This window comes from Rhizobium sp. P1_C7, assembly GCF_056406295.1.
Window position 1 is genome coordinate 1 of the sequence record NZ_JBFUAL010000036.1, and the last position, 23145, is coordinate 23145.

Sequence of the window (23145 nt, forward strand, 5' to 3'; positions counted from 1 at the left end):
ACATGCCGAACCCGAGCCACATCGTCCCCGTCATGGTCGGCGATGCGGCCAAGTGCAAATGGATCTCGGATCTGTTGCTCGACAATTGCGGCGTCTACGTGCAGCCGATCAACTATCCGACGGTGCCGAAGAAGACCGAGCGCCTGCGCATCACACCCACGCCGCTGCATACCGATGCCGATATCGAGCATCTGGTCGAGGCGCTGCATTCCCTCTGGGCACGCTGCGCGCTGGCCAGGCAGGTCGCGTGACGAACATACACTCCCTTAATTTATGAGCCCGGCAGCCCGCTGCCTGGCTTCGTTGTCGACGGCGAAGACGTCATCCATCGTAACCGCCGGTGGCAGGCCGGCCAGTTGATCCATGACGGTTTCCGTTATCTCCGCCATCGACAGGAAGGACAACCGGCCCTCGATGAAGGCTTCCAGCGCCACTTCCTTGGCCGCGTTCAGCACCGCGCCCTGAACGCCACCGCGCGTCATTGCCAGCCGCGCAAGGCGAAGCGCCGGAAAGCGCGTCTCGTCGGGCGCTTCGAAATCGAGCCGCGCAAGCTTGGCGAAATCGAGCCGTTCGATCGGCAGGTTGGGCCGCAGCGGATGCGAGAGCGCATAGCCGATGGCAGTCCGCATGTCGGGGGCGCCAAGTTGGGCAAGAACCGAACCGTCGGTGTAGCCGACCATCGAGTGGATCACCGACTGCGGATGCACGATCACTTCGATCTGCTCCGGCGAGAGACCGAAGAGATGCTGCGCTTCGATCATCTCCAGTGCCTTGTTGAACATGGAGGCGCTGTCGATGGAGATCTTCAGTCCCATTGACCAGTTCGGGTGGGCGCGGGCCGTCTCGACGGTCACGCCAGCCATGTCTTCAAGGGACGCATCGCGAAAGGGTCCGCCGGAGGCCGTCAGGATGATGCGCTCGACGGCATGGCGCTGGTTCTCTTCGAGCACCTGAAAGATCGCATTGTGCTCGCTGTCGACAGGCAGCAGTTTGCCGCCGCCGCGGCGCACGGAATCGACGAAGAGCCCGCCGGCGGAAACGAGACACTCCTTGTTGGCAAGCGCGATGTCGGCACCTTTGCGTGCCGCGGCGAGCGTCGGCGCAAGCCCTGCCGTTCCGACGATCGCAGCCATGACCCATTCGGCATCAAGGTCGGCGGCTTCCATGAGACCGGATTGCCCGGCCGCCACGGAAACACCGCTTCCGGCAAGCGCGCTCTTCAGTGATCGGTAGTGGGATTCGCTGGCAGTCACCGCAAGCTTTGCGCCCGCTGTCCGCGCCTGACTGGCAAGTAATTCGATATTCTCGTTGCCCGTGAGCACGGAGATCTCGAAATTGTCGCGGCCGCCCAGATGCTTCACCACGTCAAGCGTGTTCTTGCCGATCGACCCTGTCGAGCCGAAGATGCTGAGGCGCCGCGGCGCGTTTCTGCCCGTTATCATGCGCTAATTTGCCAGATTTTTCTCATTTGTCCTCGGCTCTACAGGGGATTGGAAACAGCGGCAAGTGTGCACTGCAGCAGATTTTTGGCGCCAGGGGGTTTACACGGCCGGCCCTAGATGTGAATCTCCTAACATTCCTTCGGGATAGGAGTTGCGGCGACCTGTCGGGTTGCAAGTTATCGCGCTCCGCTGCGCATGACGCAGACATCGGCCGCCTGGCCACGGTCCGGAGGCTGCCAAAATCAGAGAGACATCGGGTTTGCTGAGCGAGTTCCCATGCGTTGTGCGCATCTTCGCTTTGCCCTGAAAATCGACCAAAGGACGACGGCTTTGATGAGAACGACCCGCAGCCTGTTGCTTCTGGCTGCCGCGCTCATATCGCTTGCGGCGAGCGCGAATGCAGAAAATCTGGTGATCTGGACGCCGGTGAAGGTGTCCGAGAATTCCTACAAGGCAACCATGGGCTTTCGCCTTCCGGCGGAATGGGAGACGAGCGCCGGCGCGGATCTCGGGCTGGCATCAACGCAAGGCGGGGCCTTGCAGGTGGATTCCCAGCAGGCTTCGCTCTGGGGCAAGATCAGCAAGGTGAGCGTGACCCCGGCCGCAAGCGCGGAGCAGGCAGCCAGCGTTCGCGTCGACACGCTGCGGGGAAGCGGATCGCTGCTGCTCAGCCGCTCGCGAAGCTGGATTCTATCGGATTCGCTCGATCTGCAATCGATGCGCTCGGTCAGTATCAACTACGAAACGCTCGGCACCCGCCAGGCATCCGTCGACGGCTCGCAGGCGTTGAATCTCATCCATCCCTGGACAGGAACGTCGATTTCCGCAACGGCAAGCCTGAGCGGCCTTGCCGACCTCACCAGCTCGGTTGCGGTGAACCAGAACATTCTTCCCGACCTAGATCTCAGTGCAACGGTCGCCAATCCAGGTTCGTCGGCGCCGACAGGCAGCATCCGGATCAACTATCAAGTCAGGTGGTGACGTGAACCAACGCGCCGCCGGCGCGTTCTCCTTGGTCGAAAAGGAGGAATCGCTATGATCTTCAAGCAGGGAACGTTCTTCGGAGAAATGCCGGAAATCGAGACGGAGTTTAAAAACCACGCTACCCTTGAGGAAGGGGTAGCGAACGCCCTTGCGGTTGCGGGTGGGCTTGATGCGTCGGACCTCACTGTAACGGTGGATCAGGACGGCGTCATTCTCAGTGGAACCGTTGCAACCGCGTCCGAGATAGCGCGTGCAACAGCCGTTGCTCAAGCCGCCGCCGGCACCCATCCGGTTCGCAACCAGATCGGCTTGGGATAGTCGTCGCGATCTTCGGTCAGCCCGCGAACCGCTCGATGAGGAACGAATATCCGGCGATACGGTCCGTCTTCGGGGTCGGAACCGGTCCGCTCGGTTTGTAGGTCGTCGCAAGCATCAGACCGGTTACCAAGAGATATGCGACAGCCATCAAGGTGAGTTTCATACGCATGACATTCTCCTCTTTCTGCATCAATGCTGAAAAAGGGTGAAAGTTCCCCAAGGCTGAGCAGCACGGACCACGCAAAAGGAAGCCGCCTTGCGATCGGCTTTCCCTTACGTCCTTGCGATGGATCGATTCCGGCTGATTGTTCAGCTGGGCGTAAGGGTTACGGATGTGCCGGTCGCGGCTACGTTGAGCCCGAGCTGGCCGGTCAGGCTGATGACCTGAAGATGGACGGAGCCGGACGTACCGCCAAAGAGAACGTTGGTGCCGATGCCACCTGCAAGCGTCGCTTCAGCACTGGCGCCCTGATAGAGGCCCCCAAGCGAACCGTGATGGTAGCCCGCCGTCGGCGCGAACACTGCCCAGACCAGTCGGCCGCGCGTTGTGAAACCGAGATCGACACCGAACTTGCGGATTGCACCGGTATAGCGTTCCGGCGCTGCCCCGCTCGAAGGACTAAAAAAGCAATCGAGCGTCTTGGCCGAACCGAGGAGATAGCCGATGCCGCCGCCGATGTCACAGGCGAGAAGGCCGATCCTGACGCCGTCACGAGCGTCCGGCGCCTGGTAGACCGGCGCCCGATCGGCTGCCATCACACCGGTCGCAAGAGCTTGAGTCAGAGATGCCGCAGCCAGAAACGTTGCGATTGTGTACTTCATGGTGGGTCTCCTTGTTTGCTGTCGTTTAGATAGAGCCTTGTTTTGATTTACCAAGCCCGGCGCAATGATCAAAGTTAAACAAACGGACAAAACCGGCGGATGCACCCTCAAAAAGGCGTAGGTATCCCACACTGCAAATCGCCGCATCACGAGTCACCGTATCGATCAAGGCAGCTAAAAAGAGCCCATGGGTAGCCGATCCCAGTCCGAAGCGGGTGCTGCTGCAGTGTGCTTCGACATCGGGTAGGCTGAGATGGATGCAACAATCCGGCGGCCAAGGACTACTGTTGTCCAAGGGAGCCGGCGACGGCTTGCGCAGGGAACCGCCGAGATGAGTTAAAATCATCAAGCAGAGTAAGAGTATTGGAAGAGCGGCTTAAGTAATGCTCCCAGAGCATAACGCCCCGCCCATACCCCCACGCCCGACGCGGGAACAGGTCGCCAGGAAGGCAGGCTCATGGGAAGGCAGAGCGCAAATCTGTGCTGATTTTAATGGTGATCCCGACGCGATTCGAACGCGTGACCCCCAGATTAGGAATCTGGTGCTCTATCCTGCTGAGCTACGGGACCACTTGGACGTCATCCATACAAAAGGCTCGGCCAGAAGCCAAGCTCTTTTGCGAAGGAATGCGCAGGTAGGATTGCTATGCGCCGAGGCGCTGCTCGGCCAGACGCACCCAGTATGAAATGCCGTGGCTGATCGCCTCGTCGTTGAAGTCGTAGGCGGGGTTGTGCAGGCCAGCGGTATCGCCGTTGCCAATGAAGATGAATGCCCCCGGGCGGGCATTCAGCATATAGGAGAAATCCTCGCCGCCCATCATCGGGTCGATTTCGGCATTGACGTTGGCCGCGCCGGCGATGTCGCTGGCGATCTGGATCGCGTGGCCGGTCTCCGTCGCATGGTTGAAGGTGACCGGATAGTTGCGGTGGAACCCGATGTCGGCTTCGGCGCCGTGGGCGTTGGCGAGGCCGTTGACGATCTGCTTCAGCCGCGTCTCGGCAAGCGTGCGCACATCCGCGTCGAGCGTACGCACCGTGCCGGCGATCGTCGCGTCGTTGGGGATCACGTTGTGGGCGAAGCCCGCATTGAATTTCGTGACGGAGACCACGACCGAACCCAGCGGATCCACGCTGCGCGACGCGATCATCTGCAGGTTCGTGACGATCTGCGCGCCGATGGCGATAGGATCGATCGTGCGGTGCGGCTGCGCAGCGTGGCCGCCACGACCCTTGATGGCGATTGTGAATTCGTCGGTTGCCGCCATGATCGCGCCCTTGCGGATGGCGAACTGACCGACGGGAAGACCGGGCATGTTGTGCATGCCATAGACCTCTTCGATGCCGAAGCGTTCCATCATGCCGTCCTGCACCATCAGGTTGCCGCCGCCGCCGCCTTCTTCGGCGGGCTGGAAGATGACAGCGACGTTGCCATTGAAGTTGCGCGTCTCGGCAAGGTACTTCGCAGCACCGAGCAGCATCGCCGTATGGCCGTCGTGGCCGCAGGCATGCATCTTGCCGGATGTCTTGGAGGCCCAGGGCTTGCCCGATATTTCGGTGAGCGGCAGGGCGTCCATGTCGGCGCGCAGGCCAATCGTGCGCGTGCCCCCGCCATTGCCCCTGATCAGGCCGACGACGCCAGTCCGGCCGATGCCGGTTGCGATTTCATCGACCCCGAATTCCTTGAGCTTCTCGGCCACGAAGGCTGCGGTACTTTCAACTGCAAAGAGCAGCTCCGGCCGCTCGTGGATATGCCGGCGCCATTCTGTGACTTCGTTCTGAAGCTCGGCGGCTCTGTTCAAAATCGGCATGCTTGCTTTCCCTGGTGAAATCGAAAACGGCGACATGAGGCAGTGGAGACACGATGCCGCGGAAATAAGTTAGACAATGACCTTTGCCATGTCATGGCCATATACGTTAAATAGGGGAAACTTTCGAGACATCCGGATATCTTTAAGGACAAACCGTGTCGACGCGCCAGAACCGCTTGCTTGCCGCTTTGCGGCCGCTCTCAATCGCAGCTTCCGCAGCCGCCATTGCTTTTTCCGTCACGTCCCAAGCCTATGCCAATCCGCATATCCTGGTCGATGTGCAAACCGGCCGCGTGCTGGAGCACGAGGATGCCTTCCGCAAATGGTATCCGGCCTCGCTCACCAAGCTGATGACCGTGTACACCGTATTCGACGCGGTTCGCTCGGGCCAGATCAGCCTGGACACGCCAATTGTCATGAGCAAGCGGGCAGCTGCCCAGCCACCGGCCAAGATGTACTTCAAACCCGGCCAGAAGCTGACGCTGGATAGCGCGTTGAAGATCCTGATGGTCAAGTCTGCCAACGATATTGCCGTTGCCGTTGCCGAAGCCGTCGGCGGTACCCAGGAAGCGTTTGTCCTGAAGATGAACGCGGAGGCGATCAAGCTCGGGATGACCGATTCGCATTTCGTCAATCCGAACGGGCTGCCCGGCAAGGGACAGTACACGACGGCGCGCGACCTCGCGATTCTGTCGGTGGCACTGCGCCGCGACTTCCCGCAATATGCCGGCTATTTCTCGCTGGAAGGCATCTCGACAGGCACCAAGAACGTGCCGAGCATCAATATGCTGATTGGCCGATTCGCCGGCGCTGACGGTATGAAGACCGGCTTCATCTGTGCATCCGGCTTCAACCAGATCGGTTCCGCCACCCGCAACGGCCGCACGCTTGTGTCGGTCGTGCTCGGAACGGATAGCTTGGCGGCGCGCGCCGATGCCTCGGCCGACCTGCTGCAAAAGGGATTCACCTCGCAGTTCCCGGCCACCGATACGCTGGGCTCACTGAAGCCATATGGCTCGGGCCAGGACCAGGTCGCCGACATCACCGCCGAGATCTGCAGCGCAAAGGGCGCCAAGGTCCGCAGCGAGACGCGCGACGAAGTCGGCCGCATGAAGATCCACTCCCCCTATATTCAGGAGATGGATCACGAACCGAACTTCTCCTACGCGGGCCTGATTCCGGGCCAGAACGAGCCGCAGCCCGACAAGCTCGCCACCGCGGAGACGGCAGGCACGATTGCCAATGTTCCGGTGCCGATGCCGCGCCCGACCTCGTTCTAGGGCCGATTTGACATGAGCGTTCCCTCGGACCGGATTCCGGTCACCATCCTCACCGGCTTTCTCGGCGCCGGCAAGTCGACGCTGCTGAACCGCATCCTCAAGGATCCGGCGATGACGGACGCGGCCGTGATCATCAACGAGTTCGGCGATGTCGGGATCGACCACCTGCTGGTCGAGAGCTCGGGCGATTCCATCATCGAGCTTTCCGATGGCTGCCTGTGCTGCACGGTGCGCGGCGAACTGGTGGATACGCTTGCCAATCTGATGGATGCCGTGCAGACCGGCCGCGTCAAGCCAGTCAAGCGCGTCGTCATCGAGACGACGGGGCTTGCCGATCCGGCGCCCGTCATGCAGGCGATCATGGGCAATCCGATCATAGCCACGAATTTCGAGCTCGAAGGCGTCGTGACCGTCGTCGATGCCGTCAACGGTGTGCAAACGCTCGACAACCACGAAGAGGCGGTGAAGCAGGTGGCCGTTGCCGACCGGCTGATCGTCTCGAAGAAGACAATGGCTTCGCCCGAAACTCTGGTTGACCTGGAATCGCGCCTGAACGCACTCAATCCGCGTGCCGCGCTCATGGATGCTGACGACCTCGCGAGCGGGACGACGGAAACGCTCGTCAACGGCCTCTACGATCCCGCGACGAAGATTGCCGATGTGGGCCGCTGGCTGCGGGACGAAGACGCGGACGATGCGCCTCATCGTCACCACCATGACCACGATCACGACCATCACGGGCACGGCCATCATCACCATGCCCACCATGATCACAGCCATGACCATCAGGATCCGCATGACGTGAACCGCCACGATGCCTCGATCCGTTCCTTCTCGATCGTCGAGGACAAGCCGATCGATCCGATGGCACTCGACATGTTCATCGACCTGCTGCGGTCGGCGCATGGCGAGAAGCTTTTGCGCATGAAGGCGATCGTTTCCATGTCCGACCGGCCGGAGCGTCCGCTGGTGCTACATGGCGTCCAGAGCATCTTTCACCCACCGACCCGCCTGCCCGCATGGCCGGACCCGGCAGACCGGCGCACCCGCATGGTGTTGATCACCAAGGATCTGCCGGAAACGTTCGTGAAGGATCTGTTCGACGCGTTCCTTGGCAAGCCACGCATCGATACGCCGGATCGCGCCGCACTCTCCGACAATCCGCTCGCCATCCCCGGGATTCGGATCTAAGCCCAGAGCAATTCCAGCAAAAAGTGCGCCGCGATCTTACGTTCGGAATTGCGTGAAACAAAAGGTTGGAGCGCCTTGGCTTTTCGCGGAAAAGCGGACATGCCTAACGCTTGCGGATGAGGAAGCGGTGACCGCCCTCGGTCTTTTCCGTCTCGATGAGTTGATGACCGTCTTCGTTGCAGAAATGCGGGATATCGATCCCCGCCAGCGGGTCGGTCGTTTCGACGCGGATCATCGCGCCGCTCGGCAGCGATGACATTTTTCGGCGTGTCCTCAGGACAGGCAGCGGGCACTTCAGCCCGCGCAGATCGTAGGAGATGGCGGTCAAGCCATCAGTCCTTGGCCCAGAACTTCCAGAATGGCTTCTTAGACGCGACTTCGACCGGCTCCGGCTGCTCCGCCGGAGCAAAGGCGGTGAGCGGGCTGGGCGTCGGGACGGGAACCGCAGCAGGTTCGACAACCGCAACCGCCGTCGTCGTCTTGGCTGCTTCAGGCGCAGATGAGGCTGCTGGCGCACCAGCTGCCTGCGGTGCAGCAGGTGCGGCTGTCGGGGCCGCATTGGTGGCAACCGCCGTCGCTGTCTTGTTCGCCATCATGCCTTCGAGTTCGGCGACCTTCACCATACGGCCAGCCTCAAGCGACGTGCCAGTCGGGGCATAGGCAAGGTCGTGTCCCTTGCGCTGCTTGGCAACGACCGCCTTGCGCTCAGCTTCGGAAGGATCGTACCACGCCATGCCGTCGAACGCCTTCAATGCCTTGGCGTATGCCATGTCATAGGTCTTGCCATAGGATGCGAGTGCCGCAGTCAGCGCCGGAGGCGTTGACATCTCGGGGCATTTGCCGCCCGGATTGAACGCGCCGGCAGCCGACTGCTGGTTAAAGACATATTTCTTCTCGCAGACATTGACCTCGGGCGGGCGCTTGGTCACTTCGAAGTTGTCGTAGCCGACCTTCAGCATGTTCCAGAACTCGATGTTCGAGTTCATTCGGTGTTTCACCATGTTATCGGCCGTCATGCGGAAGGGGAAGGCCTGCAGCTGAACCGTCGACTGGCCACCCTTGAAAGCATCGCGCGCGAAGGCATAGATTTCCAGAACCTGCTGGTCGGTCATCGAATAGCAGCCGGAAGACGAGCATGCGCCGTGGATCATCAGGTCCGTGCCGTTGCGCCCGTTGACGGCGTCATACCGGTTCGGGAAGCCCGTGTTGATCGCGAGATAATACTTGGAATTCGGGTTCAGGTTGGCGCGGGTCAGGTTGTAGAAACCTTCCGGCGCCTGCCGGTCGCCCTGCTTCACCTTGGGACCGAGACGGCCCGACCAGGCGCAAATCTTGTAGTCGGCAATCTTGTCGAAACGGTTGTCGGACTTCGCCTTCCAGATCTCGAGCGCACCCTCTTCCTTGAAGATGCGGATCATGATCGGCGAATTGCGATCCATGCCCTTGGCGCTCATTTCCGACAGGATGCGCGACGGCAACGGTTGCTCGACCTTGTTCTTGACCTTAGAAAGATCGATCTGCGTGCTGTCCAATGCGTCATTGCAGCCGGCCAGGGCCAGCGCCATCAGTGAAACATAGGCAAAATGACGAATGCGCATCCAAACTAGCCCAATAACGAGATTCGACCCAATTCGCTTTGCAGCTCAGGCACGAGGCGAATCATTGGCTGATTGTGGTTAAAAAAACCTTACCAACCTATGCCGCGCGGCCGAGACCCCCGCAAGTACGAAAGTTATTGATAACATTATTGTGGCCAAGGTTTGGCCTCAAAGGAGAAGATACGCAACCTCTGGTCAGAGATTGCGGCCCATGTTGAGGAATTTCTGGCGCCGATCGTTGCGAAGCTGCTCGCCCGAGCGGCTCGAAAGCTCGCCGAGCGCGTTGGCGATGACGTCGCCGGTCGCCGCGATCACACTGTCAGGATCGCGGTGCGCGCCGCCGAGCGGCTCCCCGATGATGCCGTCGATGATGCCGAGCGCCTTCAGATCGTCGGAGGTGATCTTCATGTTGGTGGCCGCTTCCTTGGCACGCGCGGAATCGCGCCAGAGGATCGAGGCCGCACCTTCCGGCGAGATCACGCTGTAGATCGCATGCTCCAGCATGTAGACGCGGTTCCCGGTGGCGATCGCGATCGCGCCGCCCGAGCCGCCTTCGCCGATTACCACGGAGATGAGCGGAACCTTGAGGCCGAGGCACATTTCCGTTGAACGGGCGATGGCTTCCGCCTGACCGCGTTCTTCGGCGCCGACGCCGGGATAGGCGCCTGCGGTGTCGACCAGGGTAATGACGGGAAGGCCGAAACGGTCCGCCATTTCAAGCACGCGGATCGCCTTGCGGTAGCCTTCCGGCCGCGCGCTGCCAAAATTGTGCTTCAGGCGGCTCTTCGTGTCGCTGCCCTTCTCCTGGCCGATAACGGCGACCGGCTGGCCGCGGAAACGGGCAAGACCCGCCTGGATCGCGGCATCCTCGGAGAACTTGCGGTCGCCGGCAAGCGGCGTGAATTCCTGGAACAACGTCTTGGCATAATCGACGAAGTGCGGCCGCTGCGGGTGACGCGCGACCTGGGTCTTCTGCCAGGCGTTCAGCTTCGAATAGATGTCGACCATCGCCTCGCGGACACGGACTTCCAGCCTGCCGATTTCATCCGACGTGTCGATGCTCTCGTCTTCCAACGCGAGCTTCTTCAATTCGATGATCTTGCCTTCGAGGTCAGAGATCGGCTTTTCGAAGTCGAGGTAGTTGTGCATGAGGTGCGTTTCCGTTCCTTGTGCCGAGGCCGCTTTTCATCAGCGCGCCCCTTGTTGCCGGTCCTATTCCTGCTTTTTCGCCTGTTTGGCAAGGGGGTGATGTGTTTGGACCAGTTGCTGGAGCCGTTCCTCCAGGACGTGGGTATAGATTTGCGTTGTCGAAATGTCCGAATGACCCAGAAGTTCCTGAACGACGCGAAGGTCCGCACCGTTGGCGAGCAGATGGCTTGCGAATGCGTGACGCATCACGTGCGGCGAGATCATAGATGGGGTAAGACCCGCCCGGATCGCAAGATTTTTCAGATCGCGGGCAAAAACCTGTCGCGGCAGATGGCCTTGCCTGGACCCCGCCGGGAACAGCCACGGGCTTTCCTGGGGATGTTTGGCGACGGCATTCTCGGAAGCGATCATGCAACCATAGAGTTTGAGCGCAGCGATCGCGGATTGCGACAGCGGCACAAGGCGCTCCTTGTTGCCCTTGCCGCGGATCATCAGGAAACGCCCATCCTGATCGAGCACGCGGGCAGGAAGCGAAACAAGCTCGCTGACGCGCATGCCCGTCGCATAAAGAAGTTCCAGCAGCGCCAGCATGCGCAACCGCTGCAATTGCCCAGGAGCAGGATCCTGTGCTTCGGCTTCTGCCTGCTCCAGCAATCTGCCGACCTCATCGACGCCCATCGTTTTCGGCAGCGGCCTTCCCTTCTTCGGCGCATCGAGTATCCCCGTCGGATCGTCGGTGCGCAGGCCTTCGGCGTAGAGGAATTTGTAGAATTGTCGCATCGACGCCAGGCGACGCGCCTGCGACGACGGCTTGAAGCCCTGTGCTGCGAGCGACGACAGGTAGGCAGCGAGATCGGTCGACACCGCTTCCGTCAATCGCACGCCCTTGCCGTTCAGGAAAGAGCGAAGATCGTCGAGGTCGTGCTCATAGGAGGACAACGTGTTGGTTGCGGCTCCGCGCTCCGCGCTCATCATCTCCAGAAAGGCTTCGACGTGAACGCGGCCGAGATCCTTCATGACATCACTTCTTGGCCGGCTCGATGGCACCGGTCGAAGGCGGATTGATCCGCTCGGAGGGAATTCGGATTGTAACGTCGCGCTCCTGCGGCTCGACGAACGTAACAAGCGCCCACATCGTCCCGTATATCGCTCCGGCGATGACCGCCAATACGGCGAGAAAACGGAACAGGCTCGGCATTCAACAACTCCATGGCTATGCTTCTTTATGAAGAAGCGTCTCCGCAAGTGCAAGAAGGTGCTTTTGACCATGTTTCCCTTGCCCGCGACTTGACGCTACACCCGCATTTGTCGATACCGTTCGCAAACAAGGTGTGAATGGACCAATGAGCGACCCAGTTCTGACCGTTGCCGATAGCTTGAGAGACAGGGCTCGCGCTGCGCTCGGATCACGCAATCTGATCCTCGTCGGGTTGATGGGCGCCGGAAAATCCTCCGTCGGTCGGATCGTCGCAAACCATCTCGGCATTCCTTTCGTCGACAGCGACGCCGAGATCGAGCGGGTATCCCGCATGTCGATCACCGAACTCTTTGCTGCCTACGGGGAAGAGGAGTTTCGCGCTCTGGAAACGCGGGTGATGAAGCGGCTTCTGAAGAACGGCCCGCGCGTGGTTTCCACAGGCGGCGGCGCCTTCATCAACGATCGCACCCGCAGGCATATCAAGAAGGGCGGCGTTTCAGTCTGGCTGAAAGCCGATCTCGACGTGCTGTGGGAGCGCGTCAATAAGCGCGACACGCGCCCGCTCCTGAAGACTGAAAACCCCAAGCATACGCTCGAGAACCTGATGAATGCTCGATATCCGGTCTATGCGCTGGCGGATCTCACCGTCATGTCGCGCGACGTGCGCAAGGAACTCATGGCCGATGAAGTGCTGAAGGCTTTGATCGACTCTCGAACTGAAAGTGCCGCCCGATGAATGCGATTGCCGCCGCCTCCGCCGAACGCAAGGTTCACGTGCCGCTCGGCGAACGCGCCTATGACATCCTGATCGGTCCCGGCCTGATCGCGCGTGCCGGCGCCGAGATCGCTTTGCGGCTGAAGGGACGCAAGGCGGCCGTCATTACCGACACGAATGTTGCCTCGATCTATCTCGATGCCCTGGTGCAGAGCCTTGAGGCGGCCGGGATCGCGTCCGCGACGCTGGTTCTGCCTGCCGGCGAAAAGACCAAGAGCTTCGAGCATCTGATGACGGTTTGCGACAAGGTTCTCGAAGCCCGCATCGAGCGCAACGACTTCGTGATCGCACTCGGTGGCGGCGTCATCGGCGACCTCACGGGCTTTGCTGCCGGCGTCGTGCGGCGCGGCGTCCGCTTCGTGCAGGTGCCGACCTCGCTGCTGTCGCAGGTGGATTCCTCGGTCGGCGGCAAGACCGGCATCAACAGCCGCCACGGCAAGAACCTGATAGGCGTGTTTCATCAGCCGGATCTCGTGCTCGCCGACAGCGACGTCCTGAACACCCTGAGCGAGCGCGAATTCCGCGCCGGATATGCCGAGGTCGCGAAATACGGGCTGATCGACAAGCCTGAGTTCTTCGCGTGGCTGGAAGCCAACTGGAAGGATGTATTTTCTGGCGGCGCCGCCCGCATCCAGGCGATCGCGGCGAGCTGCCAGGCAAAGGCGGATGTCGTCGTTGCCGACGAGCGCGAGACTGGCCAGCGGGCGCTCCTCAATCTCGGCCACACCTTCGGCCACGCGCTGGAGGCTGCCACCAGCTACGACAGTTCCCGTCTCGTCCACGGCGAAGGCGTTTCGATCGGCATGGTTCTGGCGCATGAATTCTCGACCCGCATGAATCTGGCAAGTCCTGACGATGCGCGCCGCGTCGAGCGTCACCTGAAAGAAGTCGGCCTGCCAACGCGCATGTCGGAAATTCCGGGAAGCCTGCCGCCGGCCGAGGTGCTGATGGACGCCATCGCCCAGGACAAGAAGGTGAAGGGCGGCAAGTTGACCTTCATCCTCACGCGTGGCATCGGGCAATCATTCGTCGCCGACGACGTGCCCACCTCCGAAGTGTTGAGTTTCCTTAAGGAAAAACACCCACAATGACCCTCGACGGCACGCTGGCATTCCTTTCCGCATACTGGCCGGAAATCCTTTCCATCGTGGCCCTCGTCCTCATGTCTGCTTTCTTCTCCGGTTCGGAGACGGCGCTGACGGCCGTGTCGCGCAGCCGGATCCACACGCTCGAAGCCAACGGCGAGGAGCGCGCAGGCATCGTCAGGGAACTGATCGAACGCCGCGATCGCCTGATCGGAGCTCTGTTGATTGGCAACAACCTTGCCAACATTCTCTCCTCCGCCATTGCGACCAGTCTCTTTCTCGGGCTCTTCGGCAGTTCCGGCGTGGCGCTTGCGACGCTGGCGATGACCGTCATCCTCGTGATCTTTGCCGAAGTCCTGCCGAAGAGCTGGGCGATCTCGATACCGGATCGGTTTGCGCTGAAGGTGGCCTTTGCGGTCAAGGTCTTCGTTGCCGTCGTCGGCCCTGTCTCGTCCTTCGTGAATGCGATCGTGCGCTGGATCCTGTCGCTCTTCGGCATCAACCTGTCGCGGGAAAGCTCGATGCTTTCGGCGCACGAGGAGCTGCGCGGCGCGGTCGACCTGCTGCACCGTGAAGGCTCGGTGGTCAAGGCCGACCGCGACCGCCTGGGTGGCGTTCTCGACCTTGGCGAACTGGAACTGTCCGACATCATGGTCCATCGCATGGCAATGCGCGGGATCAACGCGGACGATCCGCCTGAGGTCGTCGTGCGGACGATTCTGGAAAGCCCGTTTACCCGAATGCCGCTCTGGCGCGGCTCGACCGACAACATCATCGGCGTCGTCCATTCCAAGGACCTGCTGCGGGCGCTTGCCGAACGCGACGCCGAGCCTGAGCATCTGGATATCGTCAAGATTGCCCAGAAGCCCTGGTTTGTGCCGGACAGCACCAATCTCGAGGCGCAGCTCAATGCCTTTCTGCGCCGCAAGCAGCATTTCGCCGTTGTCGTCGACGAGTACGGCGAAGTGCAGGGCATCGTGACGCTCGAAGATATTCTCGAAGAGATTGTCGGCGATATCTCGGATGAACATGACATCGACGTGCAGGGCGTGCGCCAGGAGGCCGATGGCTCGATCGTCGTCGATGGCAGCGTTCCGATCCGCGATCTGAACCGCGCGCTCGATTGGCAACTCCCCGACGAAGAGGCCACCACCATTGCCGGGCTCGTCATTCACGAGTCGATGACTATCCCGGAGGAGCGGCAGGCCTTCACCTTCTACGGCAAGCGCTTCATCGTCATGAAACGGGACAGGAACCGTATCACCAAACTGCGCATCCGGCCGGCGGAGGAGAACGAGGCGAAGCAGGCCTGACCCTCCCCCGACCTCATTTCACTCCACGACTTTATTCCAATCATTGCACGCTGCGGGAGGAGACTGTCTCGAGGCGAGCAGCATCACTATGGATCTGACATGTTTGATATTTTCTGGCGTTCCGTGCTTATCGGCATTGGCGCAACGGTTCTCATGGACATCTGGGCGATCGTTCTCGCCAAGGCGACAGGCGGGTCATTGCCCAACTGGGCGCCGGTCGGCCGCTGGTTCTGGCATCTCGGCAAGGGCAAGGTGTTCCACGACGACATCGGCAAGGCGGCACCCTATGAGCACGAACTGGCGCTCGGCTGGATCGGCCACTATGCCGTCGGCATCCTCTACGGCATCCTCCTGGTGCTGATCGCCGGCCCCGGTTGGCTAACGGAACCGACGTTCCTTCCCGCTTGGATCTGGGCGATCCTGACGGTCGGCGCTGGGTGGTTCCTGCTGCAGCCCGGCCTCGGCATCGGTTGGGCGGCATCGAAGACGCCGAACCCCGGCAAGGTGCGGTTTCTCAATCTCGTCTCGCACACGGTCTTCGGCTTCGGCCTCTATGCGACCGCGCTGATCATCCGCTGACGCACGAAGCCCCATTGTTGGCAGGCAGTCTTCTTGGAAAAAGGAGGCTGCACACCACATAGCGCTGGCGCGTGTCTACCAGCGCACCGGCTCGCCCGGTGCCGCCGGTTCTATGGCCAACGCATGCAGCCCGGCATCCAGCTCGGGCTTCAGCAACTCCGTAACAGCACGATGCCGCGCCAGCCGCGCCATGCCTGTGAATTTGGCCGATACAATTCGTACCCGCATGTGGGTTTCGCCAGCCCCGGTGATATCGGGCTGATGTCCGGCATGCAGATGGCTTTCGTTGATGACGCTCAGGCGCTCGGGCGCGAAGGCCGCCACCAGCTTTTCTTCGATGGAGGATTGCAGGGTCATTGTCCGATCTTGCTGCTTTGCGAAAAAGGTTCCCACCAAGCCAGTAACATTCCTGTTTGTCAATTCTTGTCGTCAGCTCTTCTGAGTCCCATAATTAGCGCCGTCATGAGACTCGATTCCAAATACTTCGACCGCATCCGCACCAGCCGCAAACGCGAGCCGGAACCCGAACAGGCTCCCCCAACCTGTCAGTGGGACGGCTGCGACAAGAAAGGCGTGCATCGCGCTCCCGTCGGACGCAATGCCGAGGGGCAGTTCTTTCTGTTCTGTTTCGAGCACGTCAAGGACTACAATAAGGGCTACAATTATTTTTCCGGGCTCTCCGACGGCGAGATCGCGCGCTATCAGAAGGAAGCGATCACCGGCCACCGGCCGACCTGGACCGTCGGCGTCAACAAGGCTGCCAAGAACAGCCCACTGCAGTCGGACGTGCGATCCGGAGCCTATACCCGCGTTCGCGATCCCTTCGGCTTCGTCAAGGACAGCAAGGGCAGCGGCCCGCGCTTTCCGGAGCAGCGCAAGCTGAAGAGCCTGGAGACCAAGGCCTTCGACACCATGGGACTGGCGGCGAATGCGACCTCCGCGGAGATCAAGAGCCGCTACAAGGAACTCGTCAAGAAGCATCACCCCGATGCCAATGGCGGCGACCGCGGTTCCGAGGAACGCTTCCGGGCTGTCATCCAGGCCTATCAATTATTGAAACAGAACGGTTTTTGTTAATTCCCGTCCTTGCTCTTGGTCTTCAATCGGGTATGTTCCAAATCGGCTGAGGCCGCAGGCAACCGCGGCACGTGTTCTTGCGTTTGTTCCACAGGCGCCTCGGTCACTTCCGGACGCGGCGTTTCTTGTCCGGGGCTTTGTTCAAGAATGCTCGCAAGCGATGCGATTTGTCGCCCCGAGGTTTCGTTTCAGTCCCGGAGAAGCATCGCCGACGTTCCGACATGAGCGAGCGCGGACCTGTCTGCGGCCTCATGGTTGCGAAATGGGCTGAGACAGTATGGCAGGGTGTCGGCCACCCGCCTTGGAGACATGATGAGCAAGATTGACCTTGATATTTCGGAGATTCCAGACACCACCGTTTCGGTCAGGGAGGTCTTCGGCATCGATTCCGACATCCGCGTTCCCGCCTACAGCCAAGGCAGCGCCTACGTTCCGGATCTCGATCCCGACTACCTCTTCGACCGCGAAACGACGCTCGCCATTCTTGCCGGCTTTGCTCACAACCGACGCGTGATGATCTCCGGCTACCACGGCACAGGCAAGTCCTCGCACATCGAGCAGGTCGCCGCCCGCATCAACTGGCCTTGCGTGCGCATCAACCTTGACAGTCACGTCAGCCGTATCGACCTCGTCGGCAAGGACGCGATCGTCGTCAAGGACGGCCTGCAGGTTACCGAATTCAAGGACGGCATCCTGCCCTGGGCCTATCAGCACAATGTCGCGCTCGTCTTCGACGAATACGATGCCGGCCGCCCGGACGTGATGTTCGTCATCCAACGCGTTCTGGAATCGTCCGGCCGCCTCACGCTGCTCGACCAGAGCCGCGTCATCCGCCCTCACCCGGCCTTCCGCCTGTTTGCGACGGCAAACACCATCGGCCTCGGCGACACCACCGGCCTCTATCACGGCACGCAGCAGATCAACCAGGCGCAGATGGACCGGTGGTCGATCGTTACCACGCTGAACTACTTGCCGCACGACCATGAGGTGAATATCGTCGCCTCCAAGGTGAAAAGCTTCGGCAAGGACAAGAACGGCCGCGATACCGTTTCAAAGATGGTGCGCGTTGCCGACCTGACCCGTGCCTCCTTCATGAATGGCGACCTGTCCACCGTCATGAGCCCGCGTACCGTCATCACCTGGGCCGAGAATGCCGAGATCTTCGGTGATCTCGCCTTCGCCTTCCGCGTCACCTTCCTCAACAAGTGCGACGAACTGGAGCGCCCGTTGGTTGCCGAACACTATCAGCGCGCCTTCGGCGTCGAGCTGAAGGAAAGCGCTGCCAACATCGTTTTGGAGGCCTAAGGCCGATCGATCATGGCAGCTCGCGGTGACAATTCGAAAGCTAAGCCCGGTGCGCCCGTCGACGTGGAGCCGTTGCGCCGCGCGATAACCGGCAGCGTGCGTGCAATCGCCGGCGACGGCGAGGTCGAGGTAACCTTTGCCAATGAGCGTCCGGGAATGACGGCCGAGCGGATTCGCCTGCCCGAGCTTTCCAAGCGTCCGACGGCGCATGAGCTCGCGGTGACCCGCGGTCTCGGCGACTCAATGGCCCTCAGGCTCGCCTGCCATGACGAGAAGGTGCATGCGACGATGGCGCCGCAAGGCTCCGACGCCCGCGCCATCTTCGACGCCGTCGAGCAGGCGCGCGTGGAATCAATCGGCTCGCTGCGCATGGAAGGCGTAGCCGCCAACCTGCGGTCCATGACCGAAGAGAAATACGCCAAGGCGAATTTCTCCGGCATCGAGCGCCAGGAAGACGCGCCCGTCGGCGAAGCCGTAGCGATGATGGTGCGCGAGAAGCTGACTGGCCAGAAGCCCCCGGCGTCGGCCGGCAAGGTGCTCGATCTCTGGCGTTCCTTCATCGAGGACAAGGCCGGATCGGAACTCGACAATCTCTCTGAGGTAATCACCGATCAGCAGGCATTCTCCAAGGTCATCCGAAACATGCTGTCGGCCATGGAGATGGCCGAAGAGTATGGCGACGACGACAGCGATTCCGAGGCGGATGACGAATCGGACCAGGAAGACAAGCCTGGCGGCGACGAGCAGGATCAGGACGAGGTCGACGAAGACGCCGGCTCCGATGCAGCTCCCGTCGAAGACAGCGAGGTCGCCGACGAGCAGATGGAGGACGGCGAGACCGAAGGCGCCGAGATCTCCGACGACGACATGATGGAGGAAGGCGAGGACGATTCGGAAACGCCGGGCGAAACCCGCCGTCCGAACACGCCCTTCGACGACTTTAACGAGAAGGTGGACTACCACGTCTTCACCGAGGAATTCGACGAGACGATCACGGCCGAGGAGCTGTGCGATACGGCCGAGCTTGAGCGCCTGCGCACCTTCCTCGACAAGCAGCTCGCGCACCTGCAGGGTGCCGTCGGTCGCCTGGCGAACCGCCTGCAGCGCCGCCTGATGGCGCAGCAGAACCGCTCGTGGGACTTCGACCTGGAAGAGGGTTATCTTGACCCGGCGCGCCTGACGCGCATGATCATCGACCCGATGCAGGCGCTCTCCTTCAAGATGGAGCGCGACACGCAGTTCCGCGATACGGTCGTGACGTTGCTGATCGACAACTCGGGGTCGATGCGCGGCCGTCCGATTACGGTTGCGGCCACCTGCGCCGACATTCTGGCCCGCACGCTTGAGCGTTGCGGCGTCAAGGTCGAGATCCTTGGCTTCACGACAAAGGCCTGGAAGGGCGGGCAGGCGCGCGAACAATGGCTCGCCAGCGGCAAGCCGCAGACGCCGGGCCGCCTCAACGACCTGCGTCACATTATCTACAAGTCCGCCGATGCCCCGTGGCGTCGCGCCCGAAGCAATCTCGGCCTGATGATGCGCGAGGGTCTGCTCAAGGAGAACATCGACGGTGAGGCGCTGATCTGGGCGCACAACCGCCTGCTCGCCCGCCGCGAACAACGCCGCATCCTGATGATGATATCGGACGGCGCGCCGGTCGACGATTCGACGCTGTCAGTCAATCCGGGCAACTACCTGGAGCGCCACTTGCGCGCCGTCATCGACCGCATCGAAACCCGCTCGCCCGTCGAGCTTCTTGCCATCGGCATCGGCCACGACGTCACGCGCTACTACCGCCGCGCCGTCACCATTGTCGATGCCGACGAACTGGCAGGTGCGATGACAGAACAGCTCGCATCGCTCTTCGAGGATCAGGCCGCGCAGCCGCGAGGCGGACGCAGCCGCCGCGCCGGCTGATCGCGCATGCGCGCTTTCCGGATCGCACGAACGCACGTCGCGCGGACGACACTGATGGTTCTTGGCCTACTGGCCTGCGCACCGCCATCCGGTGCCGGCGGACCGGCGGTGGTCAAGAGCAGCGTGATTTCCGACTTCAAGATCGGCTCGGACGAGAATCGGTTCGGGCCTTTCGAATTCCTAGGTGGACTGGAAATGGTCTCGGTCGACCGCTTGTTCGGCTCGCTTTCGTCGATCCGCTTTCGATCCGACCAGGCCCATTTCGTAGGCGTGCTCGACACCGGCCACTGGATGACCGGGCGTACCGAACGTGACGCGCAAGGCCGTCTCTCAGGCTTGGCGGATGTTGAAATCACGCCGATGCGCGATCGCGTCGGTCAGATCCCCGAGGGCAAGGGCCACATGGACGCCGAAGGCCTGGCACTACACGGCGACCATGTGCTCGTGTCCTTCGAGCAGGACCATCGCGTCGATGTCTATCCCGATCGGGGCTTCGAAACGTCACGTGCCGTCGACACCGTCCCCATTCCATTCCCAAGAAAATCCTTGCGCGCCAACCGGGGCTTCGAAACCGTGGCGGTGGCGCCGCAGGAGAGCCTGCTACAAGGCGGCACGCTGATCGTCGCAGAACGCAGCCTGGATACCCACGGCAACGCCTATGGGGCCATTCTCGACGGGCCGTTGAAGGGCCGCCTTGCGCTCGCCCGCAACGGCGATTTCGACGTTACCGACGGAGCATTCCTGCCCGATGGAGACCTGCTCATCCTGGAACGCCGCTTCAACATGGCGGAGGGCATCGGCATGCGCATCCGTCGCATCAAATCGTCAGACATCCGCCCTGGCATGGTCATGGACGGCGAGGTGGTACTGCAGGGCGACTTCGGCTACCAGATCGACAACATGGAAGGCCTCGATGCCTTCCAGGCTGCCGACGGCACGACCCATGTCGTCATCGTCTCCGACGACAACCATTCGATCCTCCAGCGCAATCTGATGCTGGAGTTTCGGTTGGTCGAGTAAGCGCCTGCGGGCGACGCAGCCTATGCGCTCAATGTGTTCTTATAGACCCTGCCGTCCTTCATGATGACCGCAAGGTTCTTTTCCGGGTCATTGAGAAGATTGATGTTCTCCAGAGGGTTGCCGTCGACGACGAGCATGTCGGCAAACGCCCCCGCTTCAAGGACGCCGATCTTCCCTTGATAGGGGTTGCGCGGACCGGACAGCGCCAGCAGTTCGGCATTCGTGGAGGTTGCCGTCCGCAGGATCTCGTCGTTTGTGTACCAACGGCTGAGATGCGTCAGCATGGTCCCCTGTCGCGCGGTCATCTCGGGCGAAAACAGCATGTCCGAACCCCATGCGGTTTTGATGTTGTGCTTGCGCGCAAGTTCGTATGCGACAAGCGAGCCGGCGATGACCTGGTGCAGGCGTACGGCAGAGGGGCCCGTCAGGGGAACGGAATCCTCCACCGACAGGAAGGGCTGGATGCTGAGCCAAATCCCCTTGTCCGCCATCATCCTTGCCGTGTCCTCATCCATCAGATGCGCATGTTCGATACACGCAGCCCCCGCCGCTATGGCGCGCTGGATGGTCTTGGGCGCATAAGCATGAACGGTGACGTAGGTATTCCAGTCCTTCGCCAAGTTGACCGCTGCGCTCAGGTCTTCGAGACTGAACGTCGTCATGTCGAGTGGGCTGCGTGGCGAGGATACGCCGCCGCCGCCCACCATCTTTATTTGCGAGGCGCCCTGCATCAGTTGCTCGCGAACGCGAAGCTGCACTTCACCCAGGCTGTCGGCAATCGCCGCGCCGCCCGACGTTTCGACGATGCTGAGCTGAGCCGGATTGCGGGGAATTTCCGACAGCATGCGCAGATCGCCATGGCCGCCTGTTGTGGTGATGAGCGCGCCCGAGGGATAGATGCGCGGGCCGGGGATCGTTCCGTTATCGATCGCCTGCTTGAACGTGAAGACCGGCCCGCCGAGGTCGCGCACGGTGGTGAAGCCGCGAAGCAGTGTGCGCTCCGCCTCGGCCGTCGATGCCGTGAAGATCAAGGCTGGATCGCCTGTCGTGGCAACCAGGATCGGAACGGCGGCAAAGAGCGTGTGCCAGTGCATGTCGATCAAGCCAGGCATCAGGACGCGATCACCGCAGTCGATGACCGTCACGTCGGAAGGGGCTGGACTGTTGGTCGTATCGATGGACGCAATCTTGTTGCCCTCGACCAACACCTGAATGCCGGCCTGAGCCGCAGCGGACTTGCCGTCGAACAGCTTGGCTTGTCTCAGAAGGATCCTGGGCGGTGCTCCGGATGCCTGCGCCATGGCGAATGGCGGCCGAGCGCCGGTCAGCAGGGCCGCTCCGATGCCGGCCAGAAGCCCCCGCCGCGTGAAATCCTCCAGGCGGCGAGAGGCCTGGAGGATTTCAGGCGATGAGCAACCGCAGCCGAGGCCATGAACGAGATGCCGATATTTTTCCCCAAAGCGGATCATGCTGCACTCCCCCTGCTTCAACGTTGAACCGACGGTGACGAGGGCCACGATGTTGCAACAGCATGGCCCTTTCTGATGAATGCCCTACTGCGGCATCAAGTCTCGAGCTCTTTGAGCCGATTGAGAACAGCCTGCTGCCGCAACATTCCATAGTTGGTGTCTTGAGCGAGCTCCCGGCCTGCGACGGGACCTGATCGAAATCTGCGAAAAACTCCTCGATCTTGCCTAGGATGGGAACGAGGATCCACATGTTTCGAGCGAGGAATTCAATCGCGCCTCCCCTTCTAAGAAGCCCTTCTCGTAGGGCTCCATTCGAAGATTGGCGATTAGAGCCCACGCAGGTGTCTCGCGTACGCGGGTCGCGATGTTTCCATGTGACACCGCGAAACTCACCTTCCAGTCGTTCCAGCGGATCGCGTTGAGATTTCCGCCTCGGTCGAAATAGTAGACCGTGTCTCTTGGCGTCTCTTTCGCTTCACCCTTGACCGAGGCCGTCAGGTCAAAGCCGTCGAGATGGACCTTGAAGTACCTTCCTTCGGCAGCAAAGCCGGTCTTCTTCTGCTTCTTCAAATCGGGAACGCCCGCGGCTGGGGCGAAAGTGGGCATCCGATCCATCAGCGTGACCATATCGTTGATCTGCGTCCCCGGCTTCACAACGCCCGGCAAACGAACCATCATGGGAATGCGGAAGCGGCCCTCCCACTTTGTCCCCTTTTCGCCGTGAAATGGTGTCATGGCCCAATCGGGCCACAGAGCGATTTCGGCTCCATTGTTGATTGTGAGTCCCATCGTGTAGGCGCTGATCTGGGGAACACCGA

General features: G+C 61.2%; 24 protein-coding genes, 1 tRNA gene and 1 pseudogene. 13 read left to right on the forward strand and 13 right to left on the reverse strand.

The window, feature by feature from the left end:
• Window positions 1-251 (forward strand): aminotransferase class I/II-fold pyridoxal phosphate-dependent enzyme (locus AC1D2R_RS30115; protein WP_477973257.1); only part of this gene is annotated, 251 nt, incomplete at its 5' end.
• Window positions 252-266: 15 nt separating this feature from the next.
• On the opposite strand, the gene dxr is transcribed toward AC1D2R_RS30115, so the two are convergent.
• Window positions 267-1442, reverse strand: a complete 1176-nt coding sequence (gene dxr / locus AC1D2R_RS30120) for a 1-deoxy-D-xylulose-5-phosphate reductoisomerase (RefSeq protein WP_477973258.1) — start codon at window positions 1440-1442, stop codon at window positions 267-269.
• 333 nt (window positions 1443-1775) lie between these two features.
• Between dxr and AC1D2R_RS30125 the strand changes: the two genes are divergently transcribed.
• Complete coding sequence (locus AC1D2R_RS30125; RefSeq protein WP_477973260.1) at window positions 1776-2423, forward strand: hypothetical protein; 648 nt, start codon at window positions 1776-1778, stop codon at window positions 2421-2423.
• Between the two features lie 54 nt (window positions 2424-2477).
• Window positions 2478-2744: a BON domain-containing protein gene (locus tag AC1D2R_RS30130; RefSeq protein WP_477973261.1), complete on the forward strand. Its 267-nt coding sequence runs from the start codon at window positions 2478-2480 to the stop codon at window positions 2742-2744.
• A gap of 16 nt (window positions 2745-2760) precedes the next feature.
• Here the strand turns inward: AC1D2R_RS30130 and AC1D2R_RS30135 are convergent, their stop codons facing one another.
• The 4 genes from AC1D2R_RS30135 to AC1D2R_RS30150 all read right to left on the reverse strand — a co-directional run bounded on the left by AC1D2R_RS30135 (window position 2761) and on the right by AC1D2R_RS30150 (window position 5374).
• On the reverse strand, window positions 2761-2913 hold the full coding sequence (locus AC1D2R_RS30135) for a hypothetical protein (RefSeq protein ID WP_477973262.1): 153 nt from the start codon (window positions 2911-2913) through the stop codon (window positions 2761-2763).
• A 140-nt stretch (window positions 2914-3053) separates the two neighbouring features.
• A complete protein-coding gene (locus tag AC1D2R_RS30140; RefSeq protein ID WP_477973263.1) occupies window positions 3054-3566 on the reverse strand; it encodes a DUF992 domain-containing protein in 513 nt (170 codons plus the stop codon).
• Between the two features lie 493 nt (window positions 3567-4059).
• Window positions 4060-4136: transfer RNA gene (locus AC1D2R_RS30145), tRNA-Arg, on the reverse strand.
• A gap of 74 nt (window positions 4137-4210) precedes the next feature.
• On the reverse strand, window positions 4211-5374 hold the full coding sequence (locus AC1D2R_RS30150; RefSeq protein ID WP_477973264.1) for a M20 aminoacylase family protein: 1164 nt from the start codon (window positions 5372-5374) through the stop codon (window positions 4211-4213).
• A 155-nt stretch (window positions 5375-5529) separates the two neighbouring features.
• On the opposite strand from AC1D2R_RS30150, the gene AC1D2R_RS30155 reads away from it, so the two are divergent.
• Together AC1D2R_RS30155 and AC1D2R_RS30160 are read left to right on the forward strand one after the other, a co-directional pair.
• Window positions 5530-6654 carry a D-alanyl-D-alanine carboxypeptidase family protein gene (locus AC1D2R_RS30155; RefSeq protein ID WP_477973266.1) on the forward strand — a complete coding sequence of 375 codons (1125 nt, stop codon included), beginning with the start codon at window positions 5530-5532 and terminating at the stop codon, window positions 6652-6654.
• Between the two features lie 12 nt (window positions 6655-6666).
• On the forward strand, window positions 6667-7845 hold the full coding sequence (locus AC1D2R_RS30160; RefSeq protein ID WP_477973267.1) for a CobW family GTP-binding protein: 1179 nt from the start codon (window positions 6667-6669) through the stop codon (window positions 7843-7845).
• A gap of 103 nt (window positions 7846-7948) precedes the next feature.
• Here the strand turns inward: AC1D2R_RS30160 and AC1D2R_RS30165 are convergent, their stop codons facing one another.
• From AC1D2R_RS30165 to AC1D2R_RS30185, 5 genes are all read right to left on the reverse strand, one after another.
• Window positions 7949-8173 (reverse strand): sulfurtransferase TusA family protein, encoded by a 225-nt coding sequence (locus AC1D2R_RS30165; protein WP_477973268.1) that lies wholly within the window; start codon window positions 8171-8173, stop codon window positions 7949-7951.
• A gap of 4 nt (window positions 8174-8177) precedes the next feature.
• Entirely contained in the window at window positions 8178-9443 is a 1266-nt protein-coding gene (locus AC1D2R_RS30170) for a L,D-transpeptidase family protein (RefSeq protein WP_477973270.1), read from the reverse strand.
• Between the two features lie 195 nt (window positions 9444-9638).
• Window positions 9639-10592 carry an acetyl-CoA carboxylase carboxyltransferase subunit alpha gene (locus AC1D2R_RS30175; protein ID WP_477973272.1) on the reverse strand — a complete coding sequence of 318 codons (954 nt, stop codon included), beginning with the start codon at window positions 10590-10592 and terminating at the stop codon, window positions 9639-9641.
• 63 nt (window positions 10593-10655) lie between these two features.
• Window positions 10656-11609 (reverse strand): site-specific tyrosine recombinase XerD, encoded by a 954-nt coding sequence (gene xerD, locus AC1D2R_RS30180; protein WP_477973274.1) that lies wholly within the window; start codon window positions 11607-11609, stop codon window positions 10656-10658.
• A gap of 4 nt (window positions 11610-11613) precedes the next feature.
• Complete coding sequence (locus AC1D2R_RS30185) at window positions 11614-11790, reverse strand: hypothetical protein (protein ID WP_037059419.1); 177 nt, start codon at window positions 11788-11790, stop codon at window positions 11614-11616.
• 145 nt (window positions 11791-11935) lie between these two features.
• Here AC1D2R_RS30185 and AC1D2R_RS30190 point away from each other — a divergent pair, with 145 nt between their 5' ends.
• The 4 genes from AC1D2R_RS30190 (at window position 11936) to AC1D2R_RS30205 (ending at window position 15542) form a co-directional block, all read left to right on the forward strand.
• Window positions 11936-12526 (forward strand): shikimate kinase, encoded by a 591-nt coding sequence (locus AC1D2R_RS30190; RefSeq protein ID WP_477973276.1) that lies wholly within the window; start codon window positions 11936-11938, stop codon window positions 12524-12526.
• The gene (gene aroB / locus AC1D2R_RS30195) at window positions 12523-13656 is read left to right on the forward strand and encodes a 3-dehydroquinate synthase (RefSeq protein WP_477973278.1); all 1134 of its coding nucleotides are present in this window, start codon (window positions 12523-12525) and stop codon (window positions 13654-13656) included. Before AC1D2R_RS30190 ends, aroB begins: the two co-directional genes overlap by 4 nt.
• Window positions 13653-14963 (forward strand): HlyC/CorC family transporter, encoded by a 1311-nt coding sequence (locus tag AC1D2R_RS30200; protein ID WP_477973280.1) that lies wholly within the window; start codon window positions 13653-13655, stop codon window positions 14961-14963. The genes aroB and AC1D2R_RS30200 overlap by 4 nt, the downstream gene beginning before the upstream one ends.
• A 99-nt stretch (window positions 14964-15062) precedes the next feature.
• A complete protein-coding gene (locus AC1D2R_RS30205; protein WP_477973282.1) occupies window positions 15063-15542 on the forward strand; it encodes a DUF2938 domain-containing protein in 480 nt (159 codons plus the stop codon).
• 75 nt (window positions 15543-15617) lie between these two features.
• Here the strand turns inward: AC1D2R_RS30205 and AC1D2R_RS30210 are convergent, their stop codons facing one another.
• Window positions 15618-15899 (reverse strand): BolA family protein, encoded by a 282-nt coding sequence (locus AC1D2R_RS30210; RefSeq protein ID WP_477973284.1) that lies wholly within the window; start codon window positions 15897-15899, stop codon window positions 15618-15620.
• A gap of 105 nt (window positions 15900-16004) precedes the next feature.
• Here AC1D2R_RS30210 and AC1D2R_RS30215 point away from each other — a divergent pair, with 105 nt between their 5' ends.
• The 4 genes from AC1D2R_RS30215 to AC1D2R_RS30230 all read left to right on the forward strand — a co-directional run bounded on the left by AC1D2R_RS30215 (window position 16005) and on the right by AC1D2R_RS30230 (window position 20858).
• On the forward strand, window positions 16005-16619 hold the full coding sequence (locus AC1D2R_RS30215) for a J domain-containing protein (RefSeq protein ID WP_477973286.1): 615 nt from the start codon (window positions 16005-16007) through the stop codon (window positions 16617-16619).
• A gap of 312 nt (window positions 16620-16931) precedes the next feature.
• Window positions 16932-17924: a cobaltochelatase subunit CobS gene (gene cobS / locus AC1D2R_RS30220; protein WP_057469762.1), complete on the forward strand. Its 993-nt coding sequence runs from the start codon at window positions 16932-16934 to the stop codon at window positions 17922-17924.
• 12 nt (window positions 17925-17936) lie between these two features.
• A complete protein-coding gene (gene cobT, locus AC1D2R_RS30225; protein WP_477973288.1) occupies window positions 17937-19838 on the forward strand; it encodes a cobaltochelatase subunit CobT in 1902 nt (633 codons plus the stop codon).
• A 54-nt stretch (window positions 19839-19892) separates the two neighbouring features.
• Window positions 19893-20858 carry an esterase-like activity of phytase family protein gene (locus AC1D2R_RS30230; RefSeq protein WP_477973290.1) on the forward strand — a complete coding sequence of 322 codons (966 nt, stop codon included), beginning with the start codon at window positions 19893-19895 and terminating at the stop codon, window positions 20856-20858.
• Window positions 20859-20878: 20 nt separating this feature from the next.
• Here the strand turns inward: AC1D2R_RS30230 and AC1D2R_RS30235 are convergent, their stop codons facing one another.
• Window positions 20879-22327 carry a metal-dependent hydrolase family protein gene (locus AC1D2R_RS30235; RefSeq protein ID WP_477973292.1) on the reverse strand — a complete coding sequence of 483 codons (1449 nt, stop codon included), beginning with the start codon at window positions 22325-22327 and terminating at the stop codon, window positions 20879-20881.
• Between the two features lie 95 nt (window positions 22328-22422).
• Window positions 22423-23107 (reverse strand): annotated as a pseudogene (locus AC1D2R_RS30240) (alkaline phosphatase family protein); the annotation flags it as partial.
• Window positions 23108-23145 lie beyond the last annotated feature (38 nt).